Here is a 19,200-nt window from a genome sequence, read left to right on the forward strand (position 1 = left end):
TGATACCGGAAGTAAAAAAAACATGGATTCCCGCTTTCGCGGGAATGACGGCTTGGTGCGCAGTTACACAGATTGTATCGAATCACCTTTATAGGGCTCAATTTCCGAAATATATTTCACTGTTTAATCGCCGGAGCAATAATATCTGCAGAACGACTTGTGCAATTGGCTCATCTGAAAATACTTTTTTATACTTCGTTGCGAACATCCCCGTTCATGGATGGTATTCAAAAATTATTTCACGAAAAAAATGTACAAAAATCACCAACTCTGTCAAATCTTGTGAACAGACCGGGGCAGATGCATGAAATTTCAAAATGTTTTTTAAATTTGACCGCATTTATTCATCTTTTTCTATCTTATGAATGCATATCTCAGGTTTTTATGTTATATTACAGCGAAATGACTTATGTCAAACGAGGAAACAGTGAAATAGACAGGACTGTTCGTTCCCGATTCCGGGAAACAGTGAAGGAAGTGATATGTTTAATCTAATCCCCTCATCGGATATGCAAAGCTTTCGCAGGCTTCACAATCAAAGCCTCGAACACCGTGAAGACTTCTGGCAGAAACAGTCAAAACTGATTACATGGGATAAGCCTTTTACCCGTGTTATGGACGAAAACTTCTCGACAGGTTCTGTGGCATGGTTTATCGAGGGAAAACTCAATGCATGCTCGAATGCCCTCGACATCCATATTCAAAACGGCGGAGGTAAGGACATCGCCCTCACCTTCATCGATTGTGAAAACACAATAAGAACATATACCTACCGGGAACTGACGGATGAGGTTATTACTCTTGCCGCCGCTCTCCAGTCGAACGGGTTAAAGTCCGGAGACAGGGCGGCGCTCTATCTTCCCGATATTCCCGAAACATTCTTTTTCATACTGGCCTGCGCACGGCTGGGAATAACGTATGTTCCCATACCGAGCCGTTTCACTCCCGAGGTCGTCAAGGACATCATCGGCGACTGTGCTGCTTCACTCCTTGTAATTACACTCGATGCCGCCTCGGAATCATATATTTCCCGGGCAAAGTCGCTTGCCGGAATGGTAAACGGGATTCCTGTCGTGTCGGCAGGCAAAACGGAGTTCGAGGGTACTATATCGTATGAAGCTTTCCGGTCTGCCGGCGCCGATACAACCGCCATACCTGCGGTGAGTGTCGATTCTGAGCATCCCCTCCTGATCCTGTATGCCAACTCGGCAACGGGCATACCCCGCGGCTCGGTATTTGCCACCGGCGGATTCATAGTTCAGGCTGCGGCCTCGTTTGCTTCGATTTTCCCCGATGTCACCGATAAACACGGGAAAAGAAGCATGGCATGCTGCGTGAACCTTGCCTCTTCGGCCGGTCAGAGTTACGGATTATGGGGACCGTTCATCAACGGATACCGGATATTCATTTCCGCCGACGGCGAAAATCCCTCTGTTGACCGTTTACACCGAATGCTCGAAGAAAACCCATGTCCGGCGCTTCTTACAACACCCCGGACAATAGTATCTCTCAAACATGAACACGGGGATAAACCGCTGTCCACAGAGCGCCTTTTCCCGCTCGTCGCTGTTTGCGGTGACGTGCTCACCCCGCGGCTTGTCAAATATGCCGGAAATGTGCTCACCGACAGCGCAGTCAATGTAATCAACATGTGGGTTCAAAGTGAAAGCGGCGCCGCGATCATCAACACATATCCCCACGGCGAGCTGAATCGCGCGGGAGCTCTCGGCCTGCCGTTTTTCGGAATCAGACCGCAGATAGTCAACCATCTCGGTGAAATAAGCCGCACCAACGAAAGCGGCCAGCTCATGTTTTCCGGCTCCTGGCCCGCCATGATACGAACGATATGGGGGCAGCATGAACGGTTTCTCGAGCTCTATTTCCGTCGACTCCGGGGGTATTACAACACCAACGACGGTGTTCGTATCGACGGGGACGGCTTCTACTGGTTCATGGGCCGTCTCGACGATGTTATCAAGGTTCGCGGGCAGTCGCTCGCGACTTCGGAAATCGAAGCAGTGCTCATATCACATCCGCTCGTTGCCGAATCGGCCGTTGTCAGTGTCGGGGACGATGAAGGAGAAAATATCATCGCTTTCCTGGTCCTCGAACGCTCGGCGGAAGCCGACCGGGATGCTCTCATATCCGAGCTTTCCGGGTACATCGAGCGGCGAATCGGGGAATTTGCCATGCCGACCAGATACATTGTGACCGAGGAACTGCCCCGTACGCGGACAGGAAAGATAGTCCGCAGAATACTTCGCCGGATCGCATCGGGTAATATGAGCATCGACGAAGATTTGAGCCATGTTGTAAATCCCCATTCAGTCGACAGGTTAATCAGTAAACAAGGATTGTAAAAAAGTGGATCAGCGAAAAAAAATCATAGAAGCAATATCCGAAATAGGCAAATCCCGTATCGGGCTGAGCGCATACGAGCGTCAGCTTGAATCGGCGGGCATGACATGGCTGGAAACAATCGCACCGTCCGTACCGGCCGATGCGGACGAGCAGGGGATTTATTCTCTGATCACCGATCTTTCCTCGGTTGTCGAATCGCTCCTCGCAGTTCCTTCAACTCCATCGGTGAACATATTCCTGGGGAATGTGCTGAGCCTTCTTGTGGAACAGGAGCGCCGCATTCCGCGATCGAAGAGAATCATGAAACGGCTCCTGAACGCCCAGACAGCGAAAAGCGCCGAATCGGACAGGAAACATCTCCTTGTTGTCGAATCTTCCATCGCCTCGACAAAAACCGCATATTTCGAGGGCATCGAAAGGCTGTGCGAGTCGGAACATCATCTTCCCCTCGATGCTCCCGATGATCTCGACACACGGGTGGAAGCCGTCATCGCATGGCTCAAAGCGCAATCGATAGATATAACCGCTCTCGACGGTATCGCATGCCGGGGCGGATACGTTCAGCCGGTACCCACCGGGACATACCGTGTCGTCCCCGAGATGCTCCTCGATCTCGAACAACCGCGAATCGATCATCCGAGCAACATGTCGGCGGCAATAGCGATGCGGGTGGCCGCCATGACCGGCGCAAAGGGTCCCCTGCTCATCACGACAAGCGACCCGGTCGGCTCGGACGAGATCGAAACCGTTGAACGGCTTACCGGTTTCATCAAGATCAAGCAGGACGGTTCGGGGGCGCACTACCTCAACCATAAAGCGGTCAGACGGATGCTCGCAACCATTCTCGGAATCAACTACAAAGATGTCAACGCGATTACCGTTCATCTCGGTAACGCCATGTCGATAGCGCTTCACCGTACCGGCAAGATTACATCGATCATCGATTCCATTTCGGGCGTGCCCTCGACCAACCGCAGCGGACCGCTGAGCCTTCAGCGTATTCTCGAAGCTCTCAGGAACGACGAGGTCACCTTAAAGGAGCTCGAGGCCATTACCCTGTCACGCGGGGGACTTTTATCCCTGGCGGGAACGAACGATTTCCGGACCCTCGATGCATTCCGTCACAAGGGCGCCACCCGTCTCCAGCAGAAAAAGATCGATCTCATCTTCGACTTTTTTGCCCGCGAGATAACATCGGCCGCCCTCAAGCTGACCGCGGACGGCAAACCGATCGATTTTATCGCCCTGACCGGCGGAGTTGCACGGTCGGAGGAACTGTCCCGGCGGATTCAGTCGAATATCGCGGGCCGGTATCCCCTCATTCTTGTCCCCGGTTCGATCGAACTCGAATCACTTGCCGCAGGGTGGCTGCGGGGAGTATATGAGCCGGAAACCATCAGGGATTATATCGAGGAACGTGATGCGCTGAGAGAAAAGCGCCAGGATGAGAACCGTCTTATCGATACGGTGATATTCGAGCGTAAAATCAGATACCGTAAGAAGGACGCGCCGATCGTATCCCTCGACGATCTTATCGATGCCACCTGCATGATAGTCAAGGAGAACTTTTCTCCCACCATCGGCATCGTGGGGGCAAACAACGAAGAAGCTATCCTTGCGGCCAAACGGGCCAACGAGGAAGGAAGCTACCGTATCGCAAAATTCCAGCTCCTTGGGGATTTTGCCGAAATCAGCCAGATCGCCTATGATTTCGATCTCATGATCGACAATGACAACTACAATATAGTCGATACCGAAAATCCCATCGATGACGCCATCAAGATGCTCGAAAGCAACCAGGTTCAGGTTCTCATGAAAGGCAGCGTCAAGACCGAGAGTATTCTGCGCGGTGTATTTCATTTTCTCAAAGACAGCGGCAAGCTCAAACCGGGAGAACTGATATCCCATGTTTTTGTCATGGATATCCCCGTACGAAACAAACTGCTTCTCATATCCGATGCTGCGGTCAATACCTATCCTGACGAAGAAAAAAGGATCAAGATCATAGAAAACACACTCAAAGTCGCCTCCACACTCAATATCCAGAAACCCAAGGTGGCAGTCGTGTCCGCCATCGAAAGCGTCAATCTCAGTATCGAGAGCTCCATTGTTGCCGAACGGATCGCCGGGCATTTTGCAGGCCGCAATGACTGTATTGTCGAAGGACCCCTCTCGTTCGATGTGGCCATGGATCAGGGCATCGCCATGGAAAAACACTACAAGGGACAGATACGGGGAAACGCCGATATACTCATCATGCCCGACATCGATGCCGGGAATGTGCTGTATAAATCGCTCACCACGCAGTCGGGTGCTACCGCCGCAGGAGTGATATTATGCGGAAATATGCCGCTCGTCCTCACATCACGCGGCGATTCTGCCCGGTCAAAGCTTTCATCAATCTCTCTCGCGGTAAAACTCTTTTTTGATCCGAAACAGAGTCAACGTTAACTCATGCAACGGCGTTGATGGAAAAGTAACAGGGGGGCGCTGTCATGGAATGGAAAATACCGAGACTCAAAACGATTTATGAGAGCAGAAAATGTTCGATTGATATGGCATTCAAAAAAGTCAGGCCCGGCAACCGGATGTTTATCGGTACCGGATGCGCCGAACCGCAGTTTCTCGTTGAAAGCCTTAAAAACTATCCCCAGTATATCGCCGATCTGGAGATACTTCACCTCGTCTCTCTCAGACCCAATCCATCCTATGTCGATCCGAAATACCGTCACATGTTCCGTCTCAACACCTTCTTTATCGGTCGTTCTGTCCGCGACGCGGTCTTGCGCGGCGATGCCGATTACACTCCCATATTTCTTTCCGAGATTCCCAAGCTTGTCAAAAACGGCCGTCTTCATATCGATGCTGCGCTCATACAGGTAACGCCGCCCGATATTTTCGGAAACTGCTCGCTCGGCGTATCGGTCGAGACGGTGAAGGCAGTGGTGGATCATGCCGATTTTGTCATTGCCCAGGTTAATACGCAGATGCCGCGGACTCTCGGGGACAGCTTTGTGAATGTCGAGCAGCTCGATGCGATTGTCGAACACGACGAACCGATAATCGAATATCATTCCGGGGAGATCACCGAGGAGGAAGAACGTATCGGTTTTTATGTCTCGCGGCTCGTCCCGCACGGCTCCACGATACAGGCGGGCATCGGCACCATTCCGAACGCCGTACTGAAACATCTCATGGACAAGCGCAATCTTGGTGTTCATACCGAGATGTTCACGGATGGCCTTATCGAACTCTATGAAGCCGGAGTGATCACCAATACGCACAAGACGTTTCATCCCGGAAAGATTATCACAGCGTTCTGCCTCGGAAGCAGACGTCTCTACGATATAATCGACAACAACCCCACATTTGAATTCCATCCCACCGACTATGTTTCCGATCCCCGCAATATATCGCGAAACGACAACATGGTGGCAATAAATTCCGCTCTCGAAATCGATCTGACCGGACAGGTCTGCGCGGATTCGCTCGGCCACCGGTTCTTTTCGGGAATCGGGGGCCAGGCAGACTTCATGCGCGGCGCAGCGCTTGCCCGCAACGGCCGTCCCATCATTGCGATCACATCCACGGCGCGTAACGGGACGGTCTCACGTATCGTGCCCATGCTCGCTCCGGGAGCGGGAGTTGTAACCACGCGGGGGGATGTACATTATGTGGTGACCGAATACGGAATAGCGTATCTCCATGGTAAAAATATTCGCGAGCGCACCCTTGCACTCATCAACATAGCACATCCCAATTTCAGGCAGTGGCTTCTCGACGAGGCGAAAAAACTCAATTACCTCTATCAGGATCAGGAACTCCCGCCGGAGGATGGGAGTCTTTATCCCGAACATATATCGTGGACATTAACCACAAAAGACGACCGTGAGATAAAATTCCGCGCGATCAAACCCGTCGATGAGGATAAAATCCGCGATCTCTTTTACGATCTCCGTGAAGAGGACATCTATTACCGTTTCATGTGCGCGCTGAAAACACTTCCCCACAGCAAGGCGCAGGCTCTTGTCATTCTTGATTACGAAGAAAAATTCGCCATTGCAGGCTATATCGGGGAAGAGCCAGACGAAAAGTTTGTCGGTGTAGCCCGCTGGCTCCTTGACAGGGCAACGAACATGGCCGAAGTTGCCTTCACCGTTCATCCCGAATGGCAGAATACCGGAATGGGCGGGTTCATGCTCAGCAAACTCATCGAGGTCGCCAAAGAAAAGAAAATCAGCGGATTCACCGCCGAAGTACTTGCCGGCAACCGAAGAATGCTCAATGTGTTTTACCGGAGCGGATGCAATATCCACAGCAAACTCGAAGAAGGTGTTTACTTTCTTTCCTTCAGATTCGACGATAAGGAATAGCGGCACCGGTATCATTGATTTTTTTGACAGGATTTACAAGATTGACCCAACAGGAAAAATCCATTAAAATTCAGTTAATCCTGTTAAAAATACTTATAAAAAATCAGACAGACAAAAACTGAGGTGGCTCCATGCCTGACAGGATCATTCAAAAGGAATTCATCACCTATCAACGCTATGGTGAAATGGCCGGCGAGCTTACCGAAAAGCTCAAAGGCGAACGATTCACAAAGATATACGGCCCACCGCGGGGCGGACTCCCCCTTGCGGTACATTGCGCACATCATCTCGATCTGCCTCTCGTCTGCACGGAAGAATTCATCAGCAACATGAATAAATGGCTTCCTTCAGACAGGCTTCTCGTGGTCGATGATATTATCGATAACGGGAAAACCATCAGCGTCCTCGATCATATGCTCAGAATACGGAAGATTGCCCATTTTACCGCTGTGCTTTTTTATAAACCGCATGCGGTTTTCAAACCCGACCTGTACCTTGAGACAACGGATAAATGGATAGTTTTCCCCTGGGAGCGCCCTGACGAGGAACGGAGCCTGTAGAGAATCCCGGGTTCCCCGTGGCAGAAGAAACATCGTTGTACCGTAAAATTACAGAGCCGGATAAACACAGCACCTTTGAAAGATAAGTACAGTAGACCACATCACTCAACAACAGACACTATTTCCCGGAGGTTGATACACCATGCCCCACCCACTGACAAGACGGCAGGTTCTGGCCGCGGGAGCGGTATCATCGGGTCTGCTCATGTCATCAGGCTGTGCTCAAACACCCGAAAAAACAGTAAAACAGGAAACACCCCAAAAGGCTTTCTGGAACCCGGGACCCGACAAAAATCTTGTCCGGGACCTCACACCCGGCTCGACCCCGGTGCGCCTTGCGGGTTATCTCGCTTATCCCGAAAAGGGGAGCATCACCGAGGCGGTGAAACAGCTTCGCGCGAGCGGTCATGCCGGAGCGATAGCAAGCGTCGATCCTTGGTACTCGGCCAAGGACTCCGAGATAAAGGAACTCAAAAGCGCTCTCAAAGAGTACGATGTGGTGATCTTCGAGGTCGGCGGCTACCGGAACATGCTCCATCCCGATGAATCGATCCGTCAGGAATACCTCAAGCATCTCGCCCGGTGTATCGAGACTGCGGATAAAGTCGGGTGTCAAATGGTCGGCACCATCACCGGCAGCCGCAGCCCCATCGGCGTCGAATTCGTCGACAACTACAATGTCCATCCCGACAACTGGACACAGGAAACATGGGATTTCACCATCAAGAGCATAAAACAGATACTGAACGACACCGCAGGCATGAAAGCGGCGCTCGGAATGGAAGCGCAGGTAACCACCAATCTCGACGGGCCCAAAGCGCACCGCCGTCTCATGGATGAAATCGGCAGCGAACGTGTGAAGACGAATCTCGATCCCACGAATATGATCCACCTCTACAACTACTATCATACCACCGAGCTCATCAACGAGTGTTTCGACCTGCTCGGGGAGGACATTTTCGGGTGTCATGCCAAGGACACATACATCTTTCCCCATACGCAGACCGTGCATGTTCAGGAAGTCTGCCCCGGACGCGGCGTGCTCGATTACGAGACATACCTCGTCCGTCTGAGCCGTATGAAATGGCCGCGGTCGCTCCTCCCGGAACATATCCCGGGCGACCAGTTCGCCGAGGCGGAGGCGTACATCAGAAAGGTCGCCGAGAAGGTGGGTGTCACTATTTTAGGGTAAATACCTGAATCAGCCAATACAAAGAGGGCGGCGAAAAAATCTTCACCGCCCTCTTTGCTGTTTTATCGGAACTGTGCATCAATCAAACCACGTCGCAATCACAGGGGTAAATATCGTAGATTATTGAAGATAGATGCTGAAACAAGTTCAGCATGACGACGCGGTTATATACATGTCACCCTGAACTTGTTTCATGGGCTATACCATGACAGAATGAACGTCTTAATCTTATATCAATGACCGCAGACCGGAATCAAACGCTGTACGACAGCTTCTTTTTATTGATAGACTTGCACAGGATTTCCATACCCTCTTTCAGCTTTTCGATATCGATGGCAAACGAAACACGGATAAACCCGGGAACGGTTTTGCCGAAGGTTTCGCCCGGAGCGATGGCAACTTTCTTTTCATTGAGCAGTTCAACCGCAAAATCCATCGAGTTCATTCCCGTCCGGGAAATGTCGACAAGAATGTAGAAAGCGCCGTTCGGGGTATAGAGATAAAGATCATGCTTTTTGAGAATATCAACGACCGCATCGCGCCGCTCCCGGTAAGCCCGGGCCATTTTTTTTACCGAGTCCTGCGAACCCTTAAGCGCAGCGACACAGCCCTTCTGGGAAATCGCGCTCGCGCATGAAACCACCGGTTCCTGGAGTTTGGTGAGAAGCTGGGCGAGTTTTTCCTCGCAGACCGCATAACCGACCCTGAGCCCCATGGCCGCATAGCTTTTTGAAAAACCGAACACGGATACGACACGGCCTTCGGTATCGAAGAGACCCGCCGAGGTGTGGGTGCCCTCGAATACGATATCTTCGTATATTTCATCGGATACGAGATACAGGTCATGCTTCCGCGCGAAAGCGACGGCCTTTTCGACAGCCTCCCGCGGAAAAACCGCGCCGGTCGGATTGCCGGGATTATTGATCACGAGAACCTTGGTTTTCGGTGTCACGAGGTCTTCCAGAACATCAAAATTTATCTGGAAACCGCGGGCCTTGTCGAGCGGATAGTAGACCGCTTCCGATCCGATACAAGCCATCTGCATGGAATAATTGGGCCACCCCGGATCGGGAAGAAGCACCTCGTCCCCGGCTTCGGCAAGAGCAAGAAGCGTTGTGAACATGCTGCAGACGGCGCCCGGTGATACCACCACATTCCGCGGGCTTATCCTGAAGCCGTTTTTTTCCGTGACCTTCCGCGCAATCGCCTCACGGAGCTCCATGATTCCCGCGCTGTTCGTGTATTTGGTAAAACCGTCATGAGCGGCCTGTGCAACCGCATCGAGGATATGTTCGGGGGTTCTGAAATCAGGTTGTCCCACTTCGAGGTGAATACATCCCTCAACATCTTCGCTGAGAGCCATTATTTTACGGATACCGGATGATGGCATGGCGCTTGTCAAATGATTCAATGCTTTCATGATATATCCTGTTTTTTCATGTGCAGATCACGATAAAGGAACGGTTACTATCCTTCGGTTTCAATAATTATAAAGATTAGAATGCATGAATATCAATATTCCCCGCACTATTTTCTGCGAAATTGAATAAGCTTATAAGATAATAAAACGTAAATACTAAAACAAGAACTATCCTGTCACGAATTACGGATAATTGTTAGAAATACATCAGTTCGTTCATGATTGTTTCAACACGTGTTTATTGTTTTCAAATCAGAGGATTTTGTACGCGGGCTGTTTCCGGGAGGGAATGATTCGCTATGTAAAACCATTGATATGGTCTGATACCTTCGCATATTTTGTTTTTTACCTTATCCCTTGTGCCCTGTACCTTGTACCATGTGCCTGCCGCCATGTATTTACTCCGGAAATACCGTTCCGCGCTCATGCATAGGAATGGAGTCCCGAAAGGAGATAATTGACCCCGAACAGCGTGAACAACGTGGCGATGAACCCGATGATGGAAATCCATGCGGCCGCTTTCCCTTTCCAGCCGTACAGAATACGGGCATGGAGATAGAGGGCGTATACGATCCATGTGATGAGCGCCCATGTTTCCTTGGGGTCCCATCCCCAGTAATCCCCCCATGCATATTTTGCCCAGACAGCCCCGAAGATGAGAGCCCCGATGGTGAATATGGGAAACCCGACGGCGATAGCCCGGTAGCTGACCATATCGAGCATCGCGAGGTCGGGGAAAGTTCGCGCGACGAAGGAGCCTTCTTTCGCGCGGGAACGGATGACGTACATGATGCTTGCACCGAACGCCGCCGCAAAGGCTGCCTCGCCTATGAACGAAAGAACCACATGCCAGACGAGCCACTGGCTCTGGAGGGCAGGAATGAGCGGAACAATCTCCTTGGGTGTCGTGGGAAGGGATGAAAACGCCATGAGCAGAAACACCACCGGAAGAATGAAAACACCGAATGCGCGGCTCTTATAACGGTATTCCACGATCAGATAAGCGAGAACAATAGCGCAGGAGAAGAAGTTGAGCGATTCATACATATTGGTGACCGGCATAAACCGGGCATTGACAGACCTGATAACGAGCCCGATCACCTGAACGGTGAAACCGAGGATCAGCAAACCCCTCCCGACCGTGACCGCGGTCCCTGTCTTTTTCCAAAAGGTAAAAAAGTAAATAAGCATCGAAAAACAATAACATATAAACGCGCCATAGAAGAGATTGACATCCATCGTCCCGCTCATTATTTCGCCCCGCCTTTTTTACTGGTTGCCGAAGGTTTGACTATTGTATGAATATACGACCGCAGCGGCCCGGGATCGCCCTTTGTTCTCGCACCGATAAGAATTTCGCCCCGGTCTTCGAGTACCCATATTCGCTTCGGACGGATATAAAAGGACACGAACATGCCTGTAACCAGAAGGATCGCCCCGATCCACATGACCGTCACGCCGCTGTCTCTCACAACACCGAGCACGGTGTAATACTCCGGCTGCCGAACATTACCGCCATCGCCAGCCGGGCCGTTTCCGGCCATGAATATATCCTTCATGGTAAAGGTGAAATCGAGACCCTTCTGGTTCATGGGCATGTTCAGCCCCGGGAAATTTTTAAACGCATAGACACTCCACCTGGTTTCATCATGAACGAGCACATCGATTTTCACCGCCGGATTCGCCGCCCCGGAGGATGAACCACCTCTCCTGAAATCACGGTAGAGCTCGGCAAGCCTGACCGTAATACTGTCGCCGAAACCCGGAACAGTATACCGTGCATCCGCTGTCATGTCGAAGGTCGCCACGGGGGGCATCGATTCGGGAGCGCCCTGCAGTGAAACCACCACACGGACGGTATCATCCGCAGCCGTTTCCGGTTCCTTACGCTCTGAGGCGCCATAACTCGACTGATATACGGTAAACCCGTTGAGCATGAGGGGATGATTCACCCTGATGACTTTTGTGAATGCGGCACGGTTGGCCGGGGTAACGGTCACCGAGCTCGTAAACGATTTCGGCCGTCCCGGAAAATCCTCGTAAAACAATACATCGAAGCGATCGAGCGTTACTGAAAATCCGAGCGGCATCTCCTGCCCGTTACGGAGTATCACCGATGAAGCTTCATCGCCCTGTTCAAGCACGAGAGAACCCCGTACCCCGGTCATGAGGCTTGTCAATCCACCGGCAAGGAGTACGATGAGACTCACATGGACAAACGAAGCACCGAGATACCCCATACTCCACCGTGAGCCGAAAAACCTGTTCTCTCCGACCCGTTTCAACGGGAAACCCTTTTCCGCAAAGAGGCCCCCTATCTCATCGAGAGACCTGTCAGTGAGCGCGACGAATACCGGCATGGCCCGGAGTTTTCCTCTATCCGGGGTCAGATCGGGACGCAGGGTCATTGCGAGAAGCCGTGGAAATTTGACGAGCGAGCAGAGCACGAGATTAAGGCCGAAAAGAAAGAGCAGCCCGATAAAAAGCGGCGAACTGTATGTCCTGTCAAACCGGAACATGCTGATGACAGTGTATAACATCGTGCCGTAATGCCCGCTGTAGAAATCGGGCGGCTGCCCCTGCGGAATGACCGTGCCGATCACCGCAACAATCGTGATCGTCACGAGGACAACGATGCCGAACTGGAGGGAGCTTAGAGTTTTCATGAAACCCTGATCGCTGGAACTTTTATCGGATGATTTCATAATTTTTTCATACGTTATTTTAAATGTGTTTTATCGACAGTTCAATATAATCCGCGATAACTTTGCAGCATATCATTTTTATTTATCTCGAAGCATTATATCCCGGATTCATCCGGAATTATTCATAACCAATTTTACGGAGACACGAAGAACACGGAAAAAGATAATTCATGTAATGATTTGTTTTATATAAAAATGCATTTTTATCATTCGTTGTGATCATATATGGTCATGGGGGTTATTCATAAAAATATGTTTAACCACAAAGACACAAAGGCTCAAAGAGATATAATAGATTGTTAATATTATCTTTAGTTACAATTAAATCTTGACATAAAAAATGATATATACTATTCAAATCCCCGAAAATCCGTCCGATCCGTGTTAATCCGTGTTCAATGGGAATTTTATGAACAGGCCGGGTTAAAATGCCTCACCGAAACCGATATAGGCGCCGTAGGTATCGCTGCCCCACGCCAGGTCAAACCGCGCCATAAGGTTGTCTTCCTTGTTGAAATACCATCTGACGCCGCAGCCTGCCGCGCTGTGGTATGTGCCGGTAAACAGGGTTTCGACATCGGGGGCGACTCTTCCGGTCGCGGCAAAGACTGCGCCGCTAAAGGTTCTCCACACCGGAAACCTGATGTCCTGCTGGAACAGGATCGAGTTTCTGTCCCTGAACCGTTCGAACTCATAGCCGCGGAGACGATCCTCGCCACCGAGCACAGGCACGAGATAGAAAGGTATATCGCCGCGGGCATCTTCCACCCTGGCCATGAATGCGAAAACGAGCTCGGAGACGGGATTGTAAAACGTTCGTCCCTCAAGGGTCACCGAATTGAATGCCCCGCCCTCATCGTTGAACATCCCTGACCGGTAAACAGCCTGCAAAAGGGTCCCGCGACGGGCGGCGATGATGTTGTCACGGCTGTCGTGGACAAGAGAAAACTCGGGGCCGGCATCGAACCGCCCACCGTACCAAGGAATACCGGTCGAGGTCAGGATTCCTTCCGGGTCGGATTTGACGAGCGCCTGATTGTGAAGGAAGAACCCGCCTCTGAGCCTGAAATATCGCTTCAGCCGGTGCTCGTACATAAATTCAAATTTGAAATACTCGGGGGTGTATTTTTCCGGATCATCGTTCGAGGCATCGTTGCCGTAACCATAAAAATAGGTGGGATACTTCGAATAATAACACTCCGAAAACACCATGTCACGGTTTCCGGGAAAATAATGATTCACGGTGAACCCGGCGGTAAACTGCTTTTTGACCGTATAGAGGAAAGAAACTTTAGCAGTCGAAACCCTGACACGGTCTTTGTTATATCCCTTGACCGCGGCGGCTCCCGCTCCGAAACCGGTATCCGTCGAATATGTGATAAACGGGAGAGCGATAAACGAAAGCCCGTCATCTTCGCCGTTTTCAGTTTCCTTCCCCCAAATTGTTGCCGTATATCCACCATATAAAAACCAGAAAAGAAGCAGAACCTTGATACCGGGACAATTTTTCATAAAAAACCTTCGCAATCCAACGGGAGCACAACATATACCGGTTATCAAGTTAAGTCAGCGAACATGATTGATCCCCCTCGGCTTCGCCGTATCCCCCTTATAAAAGAAAGGGGGATGAAAATGTCCCCAAAGCCGCTCCGCCCTTATAAAGGAGGGATACCGCAGGCAGGGGGGATCATATATCGGGGAAAATATCAATCCCGATTTAAAAAAGGTTTCTGTGCTTATCAAACCGGATAACCGGATAAAGAATTTATGATGATTTATCACGCCTAATAAAAATACAAAATTTATCCGAAAAAGGTAATCACTTACTGTACGGGTTCGCCGCAAAACTTCCGCTTATCGCGTACTTTATAGTGAGTCTGAACCGCCGATTACGCCGATCGAATGATTTCACTGATTGTTTTTGGTGATTTATGAGCCACGCCGGTACTTTTCGGCTGACGGATGGAATTTCACTTCCGGCCGCGAAGTCAGGACTGTACGGATACTTTCACTTTTTCCCCGGTGGATAACCGACAGCCTGCGAAACGGTAATCTGCTGGTTTTCCCGCAATTTCAGCTCGCTCCGAAGGGCATTGGCATTACCTGCCGACCGTATGACCGTGGCAAGCCCCCTCGAAGCGCAGTACAGGTAGACATTCTGCCCGATGCAGCCGGTATGGAGCATGGCGAAGCTCTCGCTCTGGGCCCGCAGATCGCTGTTGTTTTTTGAGCGCGTCCTGTCATAATCAGCCACATAGAGGAGCTGGACGGAGGCCGGTTTCGCATAGTCCTGCGTTGCGACGAGGCTTCTGATGTCCTTCGCCGAGACGAGCGACAGGCTCTGCTCCTTCGCATTGTAGCGATAAGCGCCGCGGGCTGTCAGCACGTATATATCGATCTCCTGCGTATTGAACGCCGAGGGAGCGGTGCGTCTCCCGGTCCGGGGATTGTTGATTCCGAACGCGGCCCACAGCACTTCGGAGAGCGTCCGATCCGACAATTCCTTCGGGCTGAATCCTTTCGTCGACACCCGGTTTTCGAGGGATTTCATGAGCTGTCCGTGAATTTTCGGCGCGGGAAGGGTGATGGTTTCCTGAGCGGAGGTTTGAAGAGAAAAAGCAATCAGCAGAATCAACATAACAGGGAGGGATAATCTTAGTTTCATGGGGGGCTCCTTTAAAAGATAGTTGATGATCATTTATCTATCATAAAATAAAAGATGTTATCATGATATATATACTTATGCACAAAACAACTTGACATTGATTATTAGTTTGTTTATATAGTTATACTATCTATATTTATTTAACCCGATCTATTCATGAATTATTATTAAACGCGGATTTACGCGGATTTTTTTATGTCAGCCTTACAGTGGGCAACCACGGGGGGTTGCCCCTACAATAGAAAAAAACACGAACAATTATTTCGTCATATATAATAATCCGTTATGACTTTTTGCGCCTTCCTGCTGCGACGCAGCGCAGCGCGGCGAGTATAGTATAATATTTTCACGAATAATCCGGGTTATTGCTCCGGCGAATAAAGAATGACACCGGAAGTAAAAAACACGGATTCCCGATTAAAGATTCGGGAATGACGGCGTTACGACGACTCCCGACACCAGGCCGGGACTTCAGCACCGGAATCCGCAGATGTATTTTCAGAAAAAAATCTTTCCATTCCTATATCACCCTTCCATCCCTTTCGAAATCTTCCGGCTCAAACTGAAGCGTCGAGTGCACGATGCCGAAGCGCTCGCGGAGCATCGCCTGGGTCTCCCTGAGGCAATTCTGCCAGTGGTTGGTGTCGCTGCACTCCGGGACGAGCTTGAGATGCGCCGAAAGCGAAGGAATCCCCGAAGCGATCGTCCAGATATGGAGATCGTGCACCTCCTGAATGTGGCCGATATCGAGGAGTGCGCCGCGCACCGCGTTGTAGTCGATGTTTTCCGGGGTCGCTTCGAGAAGGATGTTGAGCGTCTGGGTAAGAAGCCCCCAACTGCTCCAGAGAATGAGGAATCCGATCACGAGGCTCGCAATGGAGTCGATGAGGGTCCAGCCGGTGAGAAGGATAACCGCGCCCGCGATGATCGCGCCGACCGAACCGAGCGTGTCCGCGAGCATGTGGAGGAATGCGCCACGCATGTTGATCGTGTCGTTACGGCTCCCGTAGAGCACCCATGCGCTTCCGAGGTTCGCGGCAAGCCCGAGAACGGCAACGACGAGCATTCCGGGGGCGTTTATCTCCGGGACATTCCCGAAGCGCCGCCATGCCTCGATGAAAATCAGCCCGACTATCACCACGAGCGCAGCGCCGTTGATGAACGCGCCAAGCACCTCAGCGCGCAAAAGGCCGTATGTCCGCTTCGGTGTGGGGACCGACTCCGCGAGCCATGCCACGAAAAGAGCGAGAACGAGCGCGGCAACATCGGTGAACATGTGCCCGGCGTCCGCAAGGAGCGCAAGGCTGTGGGTGAGCAGCCCCCCGGCGATCTCGACGACCAGGAACACAGCGTTGATGGCGAGCGCGATACGAAGCCGTCTGCGCCCGAGTAATCTGAGATCGTGACGGTGCCCGTGGTCGTGGCTTCCATGATCATGGGTATGATCGGAGCAGGAGTGTTGAGAATCATTGGTTTGCATGGGTCTGTTCCCATTTTACGTACGCCGCACCTGACCTGATCTATTTAAAAGATTCAATAGAACACGGATTTACGCGGATCGAGCGGATATACACGGATTTGTTTTTCATCTATATTTTTGGGATGTGACGATAATAATTACTAACGATAATATAAATAATCTATTATATCAATTTGTATTTTTGTGTCTTTGTGGTAAAATATTTTCATGCATAAACCGGGCTAATTGTTCATGACCACTGATACGAAGCTCTCGGGCCCCGTCACACCCGCGGTGTTGCGGACTTTCATTCTAAGGCGGTTGAGTCCCTCGTGGAGCTTCCACGCGAAAGCGGACGAGCGATTCTCCTTCCAGCCGCCACCGTCGACATTGACGAGGAACGTGTCGAAGCAGGGCGTCACAGTGTCGGCGTCGATGCGGAGCACTGCGGGCAGCTCTGTCTCGCTCACCGTAAGCTCGGCCTGGTTGAGTGGATAGTTGAAGTCCTGCGGACGGTCGGTGTGGAGCTGATATTCGCGTTTGCGGGGGAACGTGTCGTTGTAGAAGCCGTAGAAGAGGTCGCCGCCCCAGTTGCTCGAAATGCGCCACGGAACGGGCCACTGACGGCTCGCGAAATCGTTGCGGAGCGGCATGTGGAGCTGTCCCTTGAAGAACAGGAGGTGCGGGCCCTGGCTCACGTCGTAGATCGAGAATTTGTTGTCGCCCTCACGGAATTTGATGCGGGCATTGTACGCCAGCGAATCGCCCGGCATGGCCCACCGTATGGGATACTCCCACTCCATCGGGCGCGGCGCGATTTCCCTCAGCCGCCCGTTGATCTCGACGAGATTCATCGGTATCCCTGTGTCGGGGTCGTAGATGTAGTAATCGCGGGTGGCGTCGAGAAACACCCATTTGTTGAACTCGTTCGACCAGACCTCGGTGACCTCGTGGCCGTATGTCGTCCTCGTGGCGATATTGATCCAGCGCGCGGGATACCCCATGGCGAGGCATGCCCCGATGAGCGTCAGGTTGCAATAGAGGCAGTGTGCGTCACGCCGCCGTCCTGTGTACTCCTTCTGGAGAACGATGTTCCCCTTCGCGTCCTTTTTGAGGTCGGGCAGGTCGTAATAGTTCCAGGCGAGACGGTCGAGTCCCTTGATGGGGATTTCGTACGCCCACCTCATGAGCCTGAGCTGGGCTTCGAACTCGGATGTCGCGCCCGCAACGACCTTGTCGAGCTGGAAACGCTCGCGGTATTCCCTGAGCTTCGCAAAATCCTCGTGGGTATACTCCACCGAGGACCGTATCACCATGCCGTTACGGAACTCGACGATACGTTTCGTTATGTTCGTCCGGATGGGGATATCCTCAGTTGTCGTTGTAACAGTCATGCCCCTGAGCGCCGGCGTCACGAGCGGATTTACGGCTTTCATGACCACCCTGAACTGGAGGTAACGGCCCCGGGTGTTCTGCCATGACCGTGTGAAGTCACCGGTCTCTTCCCAGACTGACCAGCCGTTCGAGGACGGTACCGGATTGTCGCCAGTGCGGACCGAGATGTCCGCGGAAGAGCCTTCGGGGACATCGATATCCCACTGCACGCGGCAATCGCCGATTCTCAGGAGCTTTTTGATCTTCCCTGCGCCCGGCGCTTCAGCGAGGTCGATGACGGGAGAGGTGTAAATCCCCTCGGGAACCGAGCGGTCGAGGCTCAGACGGATATCGTATTCGCCGTCGATCTCACCTTTCCATCCCAGGTGATCGAAATCCCATGTCTGCCCGCCATCACGGCTTTTAGCGCTGCGGTTCGGGTGATGGGTACGCGTGTCAGACCCGCGCTTGTATTCGCCGTCCGCCGCGACCATGATTTCCCAGCTCGTACTGTCGGAATCGGCATGGATGGTGATCTCGTTGACTCCTTTTCTGAGCGCGCCGACAGGAATTTCCACGAAAAACCAGTTATCCAGGTCTCCCGCCCAGTCGCGGGTGTAGTATTGTCTGGCAAAGGGATGCGCGTATTTCGTTGCGGGACGGATAAACTGCACACCGTTGATGCCTATATGGAGCGGGGTTTCGTTACCCTTCATTTCGAGGCCGTTGAACACGAGCCAGCCGGAATACGCCCGCGGATCATCGAGCACGAGGTCTTTACGGATGGTCACACCCCTGTGGAGCCGCTCGAACCACGAACGATCCTTCGCCCCTTCGGGCATACCGATGGCGGGAGCATCGTCCTCAATGAGATACATGTCGTCGAGCCTGATGGCGTGCCCGCTCCCGAAAAATTTAAGCTGTTTGAACTGGCCGCGCGCTTCGAGGGCGTCTGCGTCGAGGGTATACTGCACGGTCGCCTGCTCCCCTGCTGCCGGGCGGCCTGCGATACAGAGCCCTGTCAAGCCGAGTAAAACGAATTTTTTGATATTCAAGCGCCCCTCCTTCGCCGGAAGAAACGAGCAATATCA

At 51.8% G+C, this 19,200-nt stretch carries 13 protein-coding genes; 6 read left to right on the forward strand and 7 right to left on the reverse strand.

Annotated elements, in window-relative coordinates:
- From LLG96_05905 to LLG96_05930, 6 genes are all read left to right on the forward strand, one after another.
- A partial coding sequence (locus LLG96_05905) for a hypothetical protein (protein MCE5249737.1) occupies positions 1–308 on the forward strand: 308 nt, incomplete at its 5' end.
- Between the two features lie 174 nt (positions 309–482).
- Positions 483–2,360 carry an AMP-binding protein gene (locus tag LLG96_05910; protein ID MCE5249738.1) on the forward strand — a complete coding sequence of 626 codons (1,878 nt, stop codon included), beginning with the start codon at positions 483–485 and terminating at the stop codon, positions 2,358–2,360.
- A gap of 4 nt (positions 2,361–2,364) precedes the next feature.
- Positions 2,365–4,812 (forward strand): butyrate kinase, encoded by a 2,448-nt coding sequence (locus LLG96_05915; protein ID MCE5249739.1) that lies wholly within the window; start codon positions 2,365–2,367, stop codon positions 4,810–4,812.
- 44 nt (positions 4,813–4,856) lie between these two features.
- Positions 4,857–6,734: a GNAT family N-acetyltransferase gene (locus LLG96_05920; protein MCE5249740.1), complete on the forward strand. Its 1,878-nt coding sequence runs from the start codon at positions 4,857–4,859 to the stop codon at positions 6,732–6,734.
- 131 nt (positions 6,735–6,865) lie between these two features.
- The gene (locus tag LLG96_05925; protein ID MCE5249741.1) at positions 6,866–7,294 is read left to right on the forward strand and encodes a phosphoribosyltransferase domain-containing protein; all 429 of its coding nucleotides are present in this window, start codon (positions 6,866–6,868) and stop codon (positions 7,292–7,294) included.
- A gap of 142 nt (positions 7,295–7,436) precedes the next feature.
- A complete protein-coding gene (locus LLG96_05930; protein ID MCE5249742.1) occupies positions 7,437–8,486 on the forward strand; it encodes a sugar phosphate isomerase/epimerase in 1,050 nt (349 codons plus the stop codon).
- Positions 8,487–8,739: 253 nt separating this feature from the next.
- On the opposite strand, the gene LLG96_05935 is transcribed toward LLG96_05930, so the two are convergent.
- From LLG96_05935 to LLG96_05965, 7 genes are all read right to left on the reverse strand, one after another.
- Positions 8,740–9,906 carry a pyridoxal phosphate-dependent aminotransferase gene (locus LLG96_05935; protein ID MCE5249743.1) on the reverse strand — a complete coding sequence of 389 codons (1,167 nt, stop codon included), beginning with the start codon at positions 9,904–9,906 and terminating at the stop codon, positions 8,740–8,742.
- A gap of 423 nt (positions 9,907–10,329) precedes the next feature.
- Positions 10,330–11,157, reverse strand: coding sequence for a c-type cytochrome biogenesis protein CcsB (gene ccsB, locus LLG96_05940; protein MCE5249744.1), 828 nt, complete (start codon positions 11,155–11,157; stop codon positions 10,330–10,332).
- Complete coding sequence (locus LLG96_05945; GenBank protein MCE5249745.1) at positions 11,157–12,572, reverse strand: cytochrome c biogenesis protein ResB; 1,416 nt, start codon at positions 12,570–12,572, stop codon at positions 11,157–11,159. The genes ccsB and LLG96_05945 overlap by 1 nt, the downstream gene beginning before the upstream one ends.
- Before the next feature lie 462 nt (positions 12,573–13,034).
- Complete coding sequence (locus LLG96_05950; protein MCE5249746.1) at positions 13,035–14,123, reverse strand: hypothetical protein; 1,089 nt, start codon at positions 14,121–14,123, stop codon at positions 13,035–13,037.
- A gap of 496 nt (positions 14,124–14,619) precedes the next feature.
- On the reverse strand, positions 14,620–15,276 hold the full coding sequence (locus LLG96_05955) for a SagB/ThcOx family dehydrogenase (protein ID MCE5249747.1): 657 nt from the start codon (positions 15,274–15,276) through the stop codon (positions 14,620–14,622).
- Positions 15,277–15,796: 520 nt separating this feature from the next.
- Entirely contained in the window at positions 15,797–16,756 is a 960-nt protein-coding gene (locus tag LLG96_05960; GenBank protein ID MCE5249748.1) for a cation diffusion facilitator family transporter, read from the reverse strand.
- A 221-nt stretch (positions 16,757–16,977) separates the two neighbouring features.
- Positions 16,978–19,164 carry a transglutaminase-like domain-containing protein gene (locus LLG96_05965; GenBank protein ID MCE5249749.1) on the reverse strand — a complete coding sequence of 729 codons (2,187 nt, stop codon included), beginning with the start codon at positions 19,162–19,164 and terminating at the stop codon, positions 16,978–16,980.
- Between the last annotated feature and the right edge of the window lie 36 nt (positions 19,165–19,200).

The organism is bacterium, from assembly GCA_021372535.1.
Lineage (GTDB): Bacteria > Latescibacterota > Latescibacteria > Latescibacterales > Latescibacteraceae > JAFGMP01.

What these genes read in the sequence shown, in the direction of transcription:
- LLG96_05910 (MCE5249738.1), top strand. Translation starts at nt 483, where the DNA reads ATGTTTAATCTAATCCCCTCATCGGATATGCAAAGCTTTCGCAGGCTT.
- LLG96_05920 (MCE5249740.1), top strand. Translation starts at nt 4,857, where the DNA reads ATGGAATGGAAAATACCGAGACTCAAAACGATTTATGAGAGCAGAAAA.
- LLG96_05925 (MCE5249741.1), top strand. Translation starts at nt 6,866, where the DNA reads ATGCCTGACAGGATCATTCAAAAGGAATTCATCACCTATCAACGCTAT.
- LLG96_05930 (MCE5249742.1), top strand. Translation starts at nt 7,437, where the DNA reads ATGCCCCACCCACTGACAAGACGGCAGGTTCTGGCCGCGGGAGCGGTA.
- LLG96_05935 (MCE5249743.1), bottom strand. Translation starts at nt 9,906, where the DNA reads ATGAAAGCATTGAATCATTTGACAAGCGCCATGCCATCATCCGGTATC.
- ccsB (MCE5249744.1), bottom strand. Translation starts at nt 11,157, where the DNA reads ATGAGCGGGACGATGGATGTCAATCTCTTCTATGGCGCGTTTATATGT.
- LLG96_05945 (MCE5249745.1), bottom strand. Translation starts at nt 12,572, where the DNA reads ATGAAAACTCTAAGCTCCCTCCAGTTCGGCATCGTTGTCCTCGTGACG.
- LLG96_05950 (MCE5249746.1), bottom strand. Translation starts at nt 14,123, where the DNA reads ATGAAAAATTGTCCCGGTATCAAGGTTCTGCTTCTTTTCTGGTTTTTA.
- LLG96_05955 (MCE5249747.1), bottom strand. Translation starts at nt 15,276, where the DNA reads ATGAAACTAAGATTATCCCTCCCTGTTATGTTGATTCTGCTGATTGCT.
- LLG96_05960 (MCE5249748.1), bottom strand. Translation starts at nt 16,756, where the DNA reads ATGCAAACCAATGATTCTCAACACTCCTGCTCCGATCATACCCATGAT.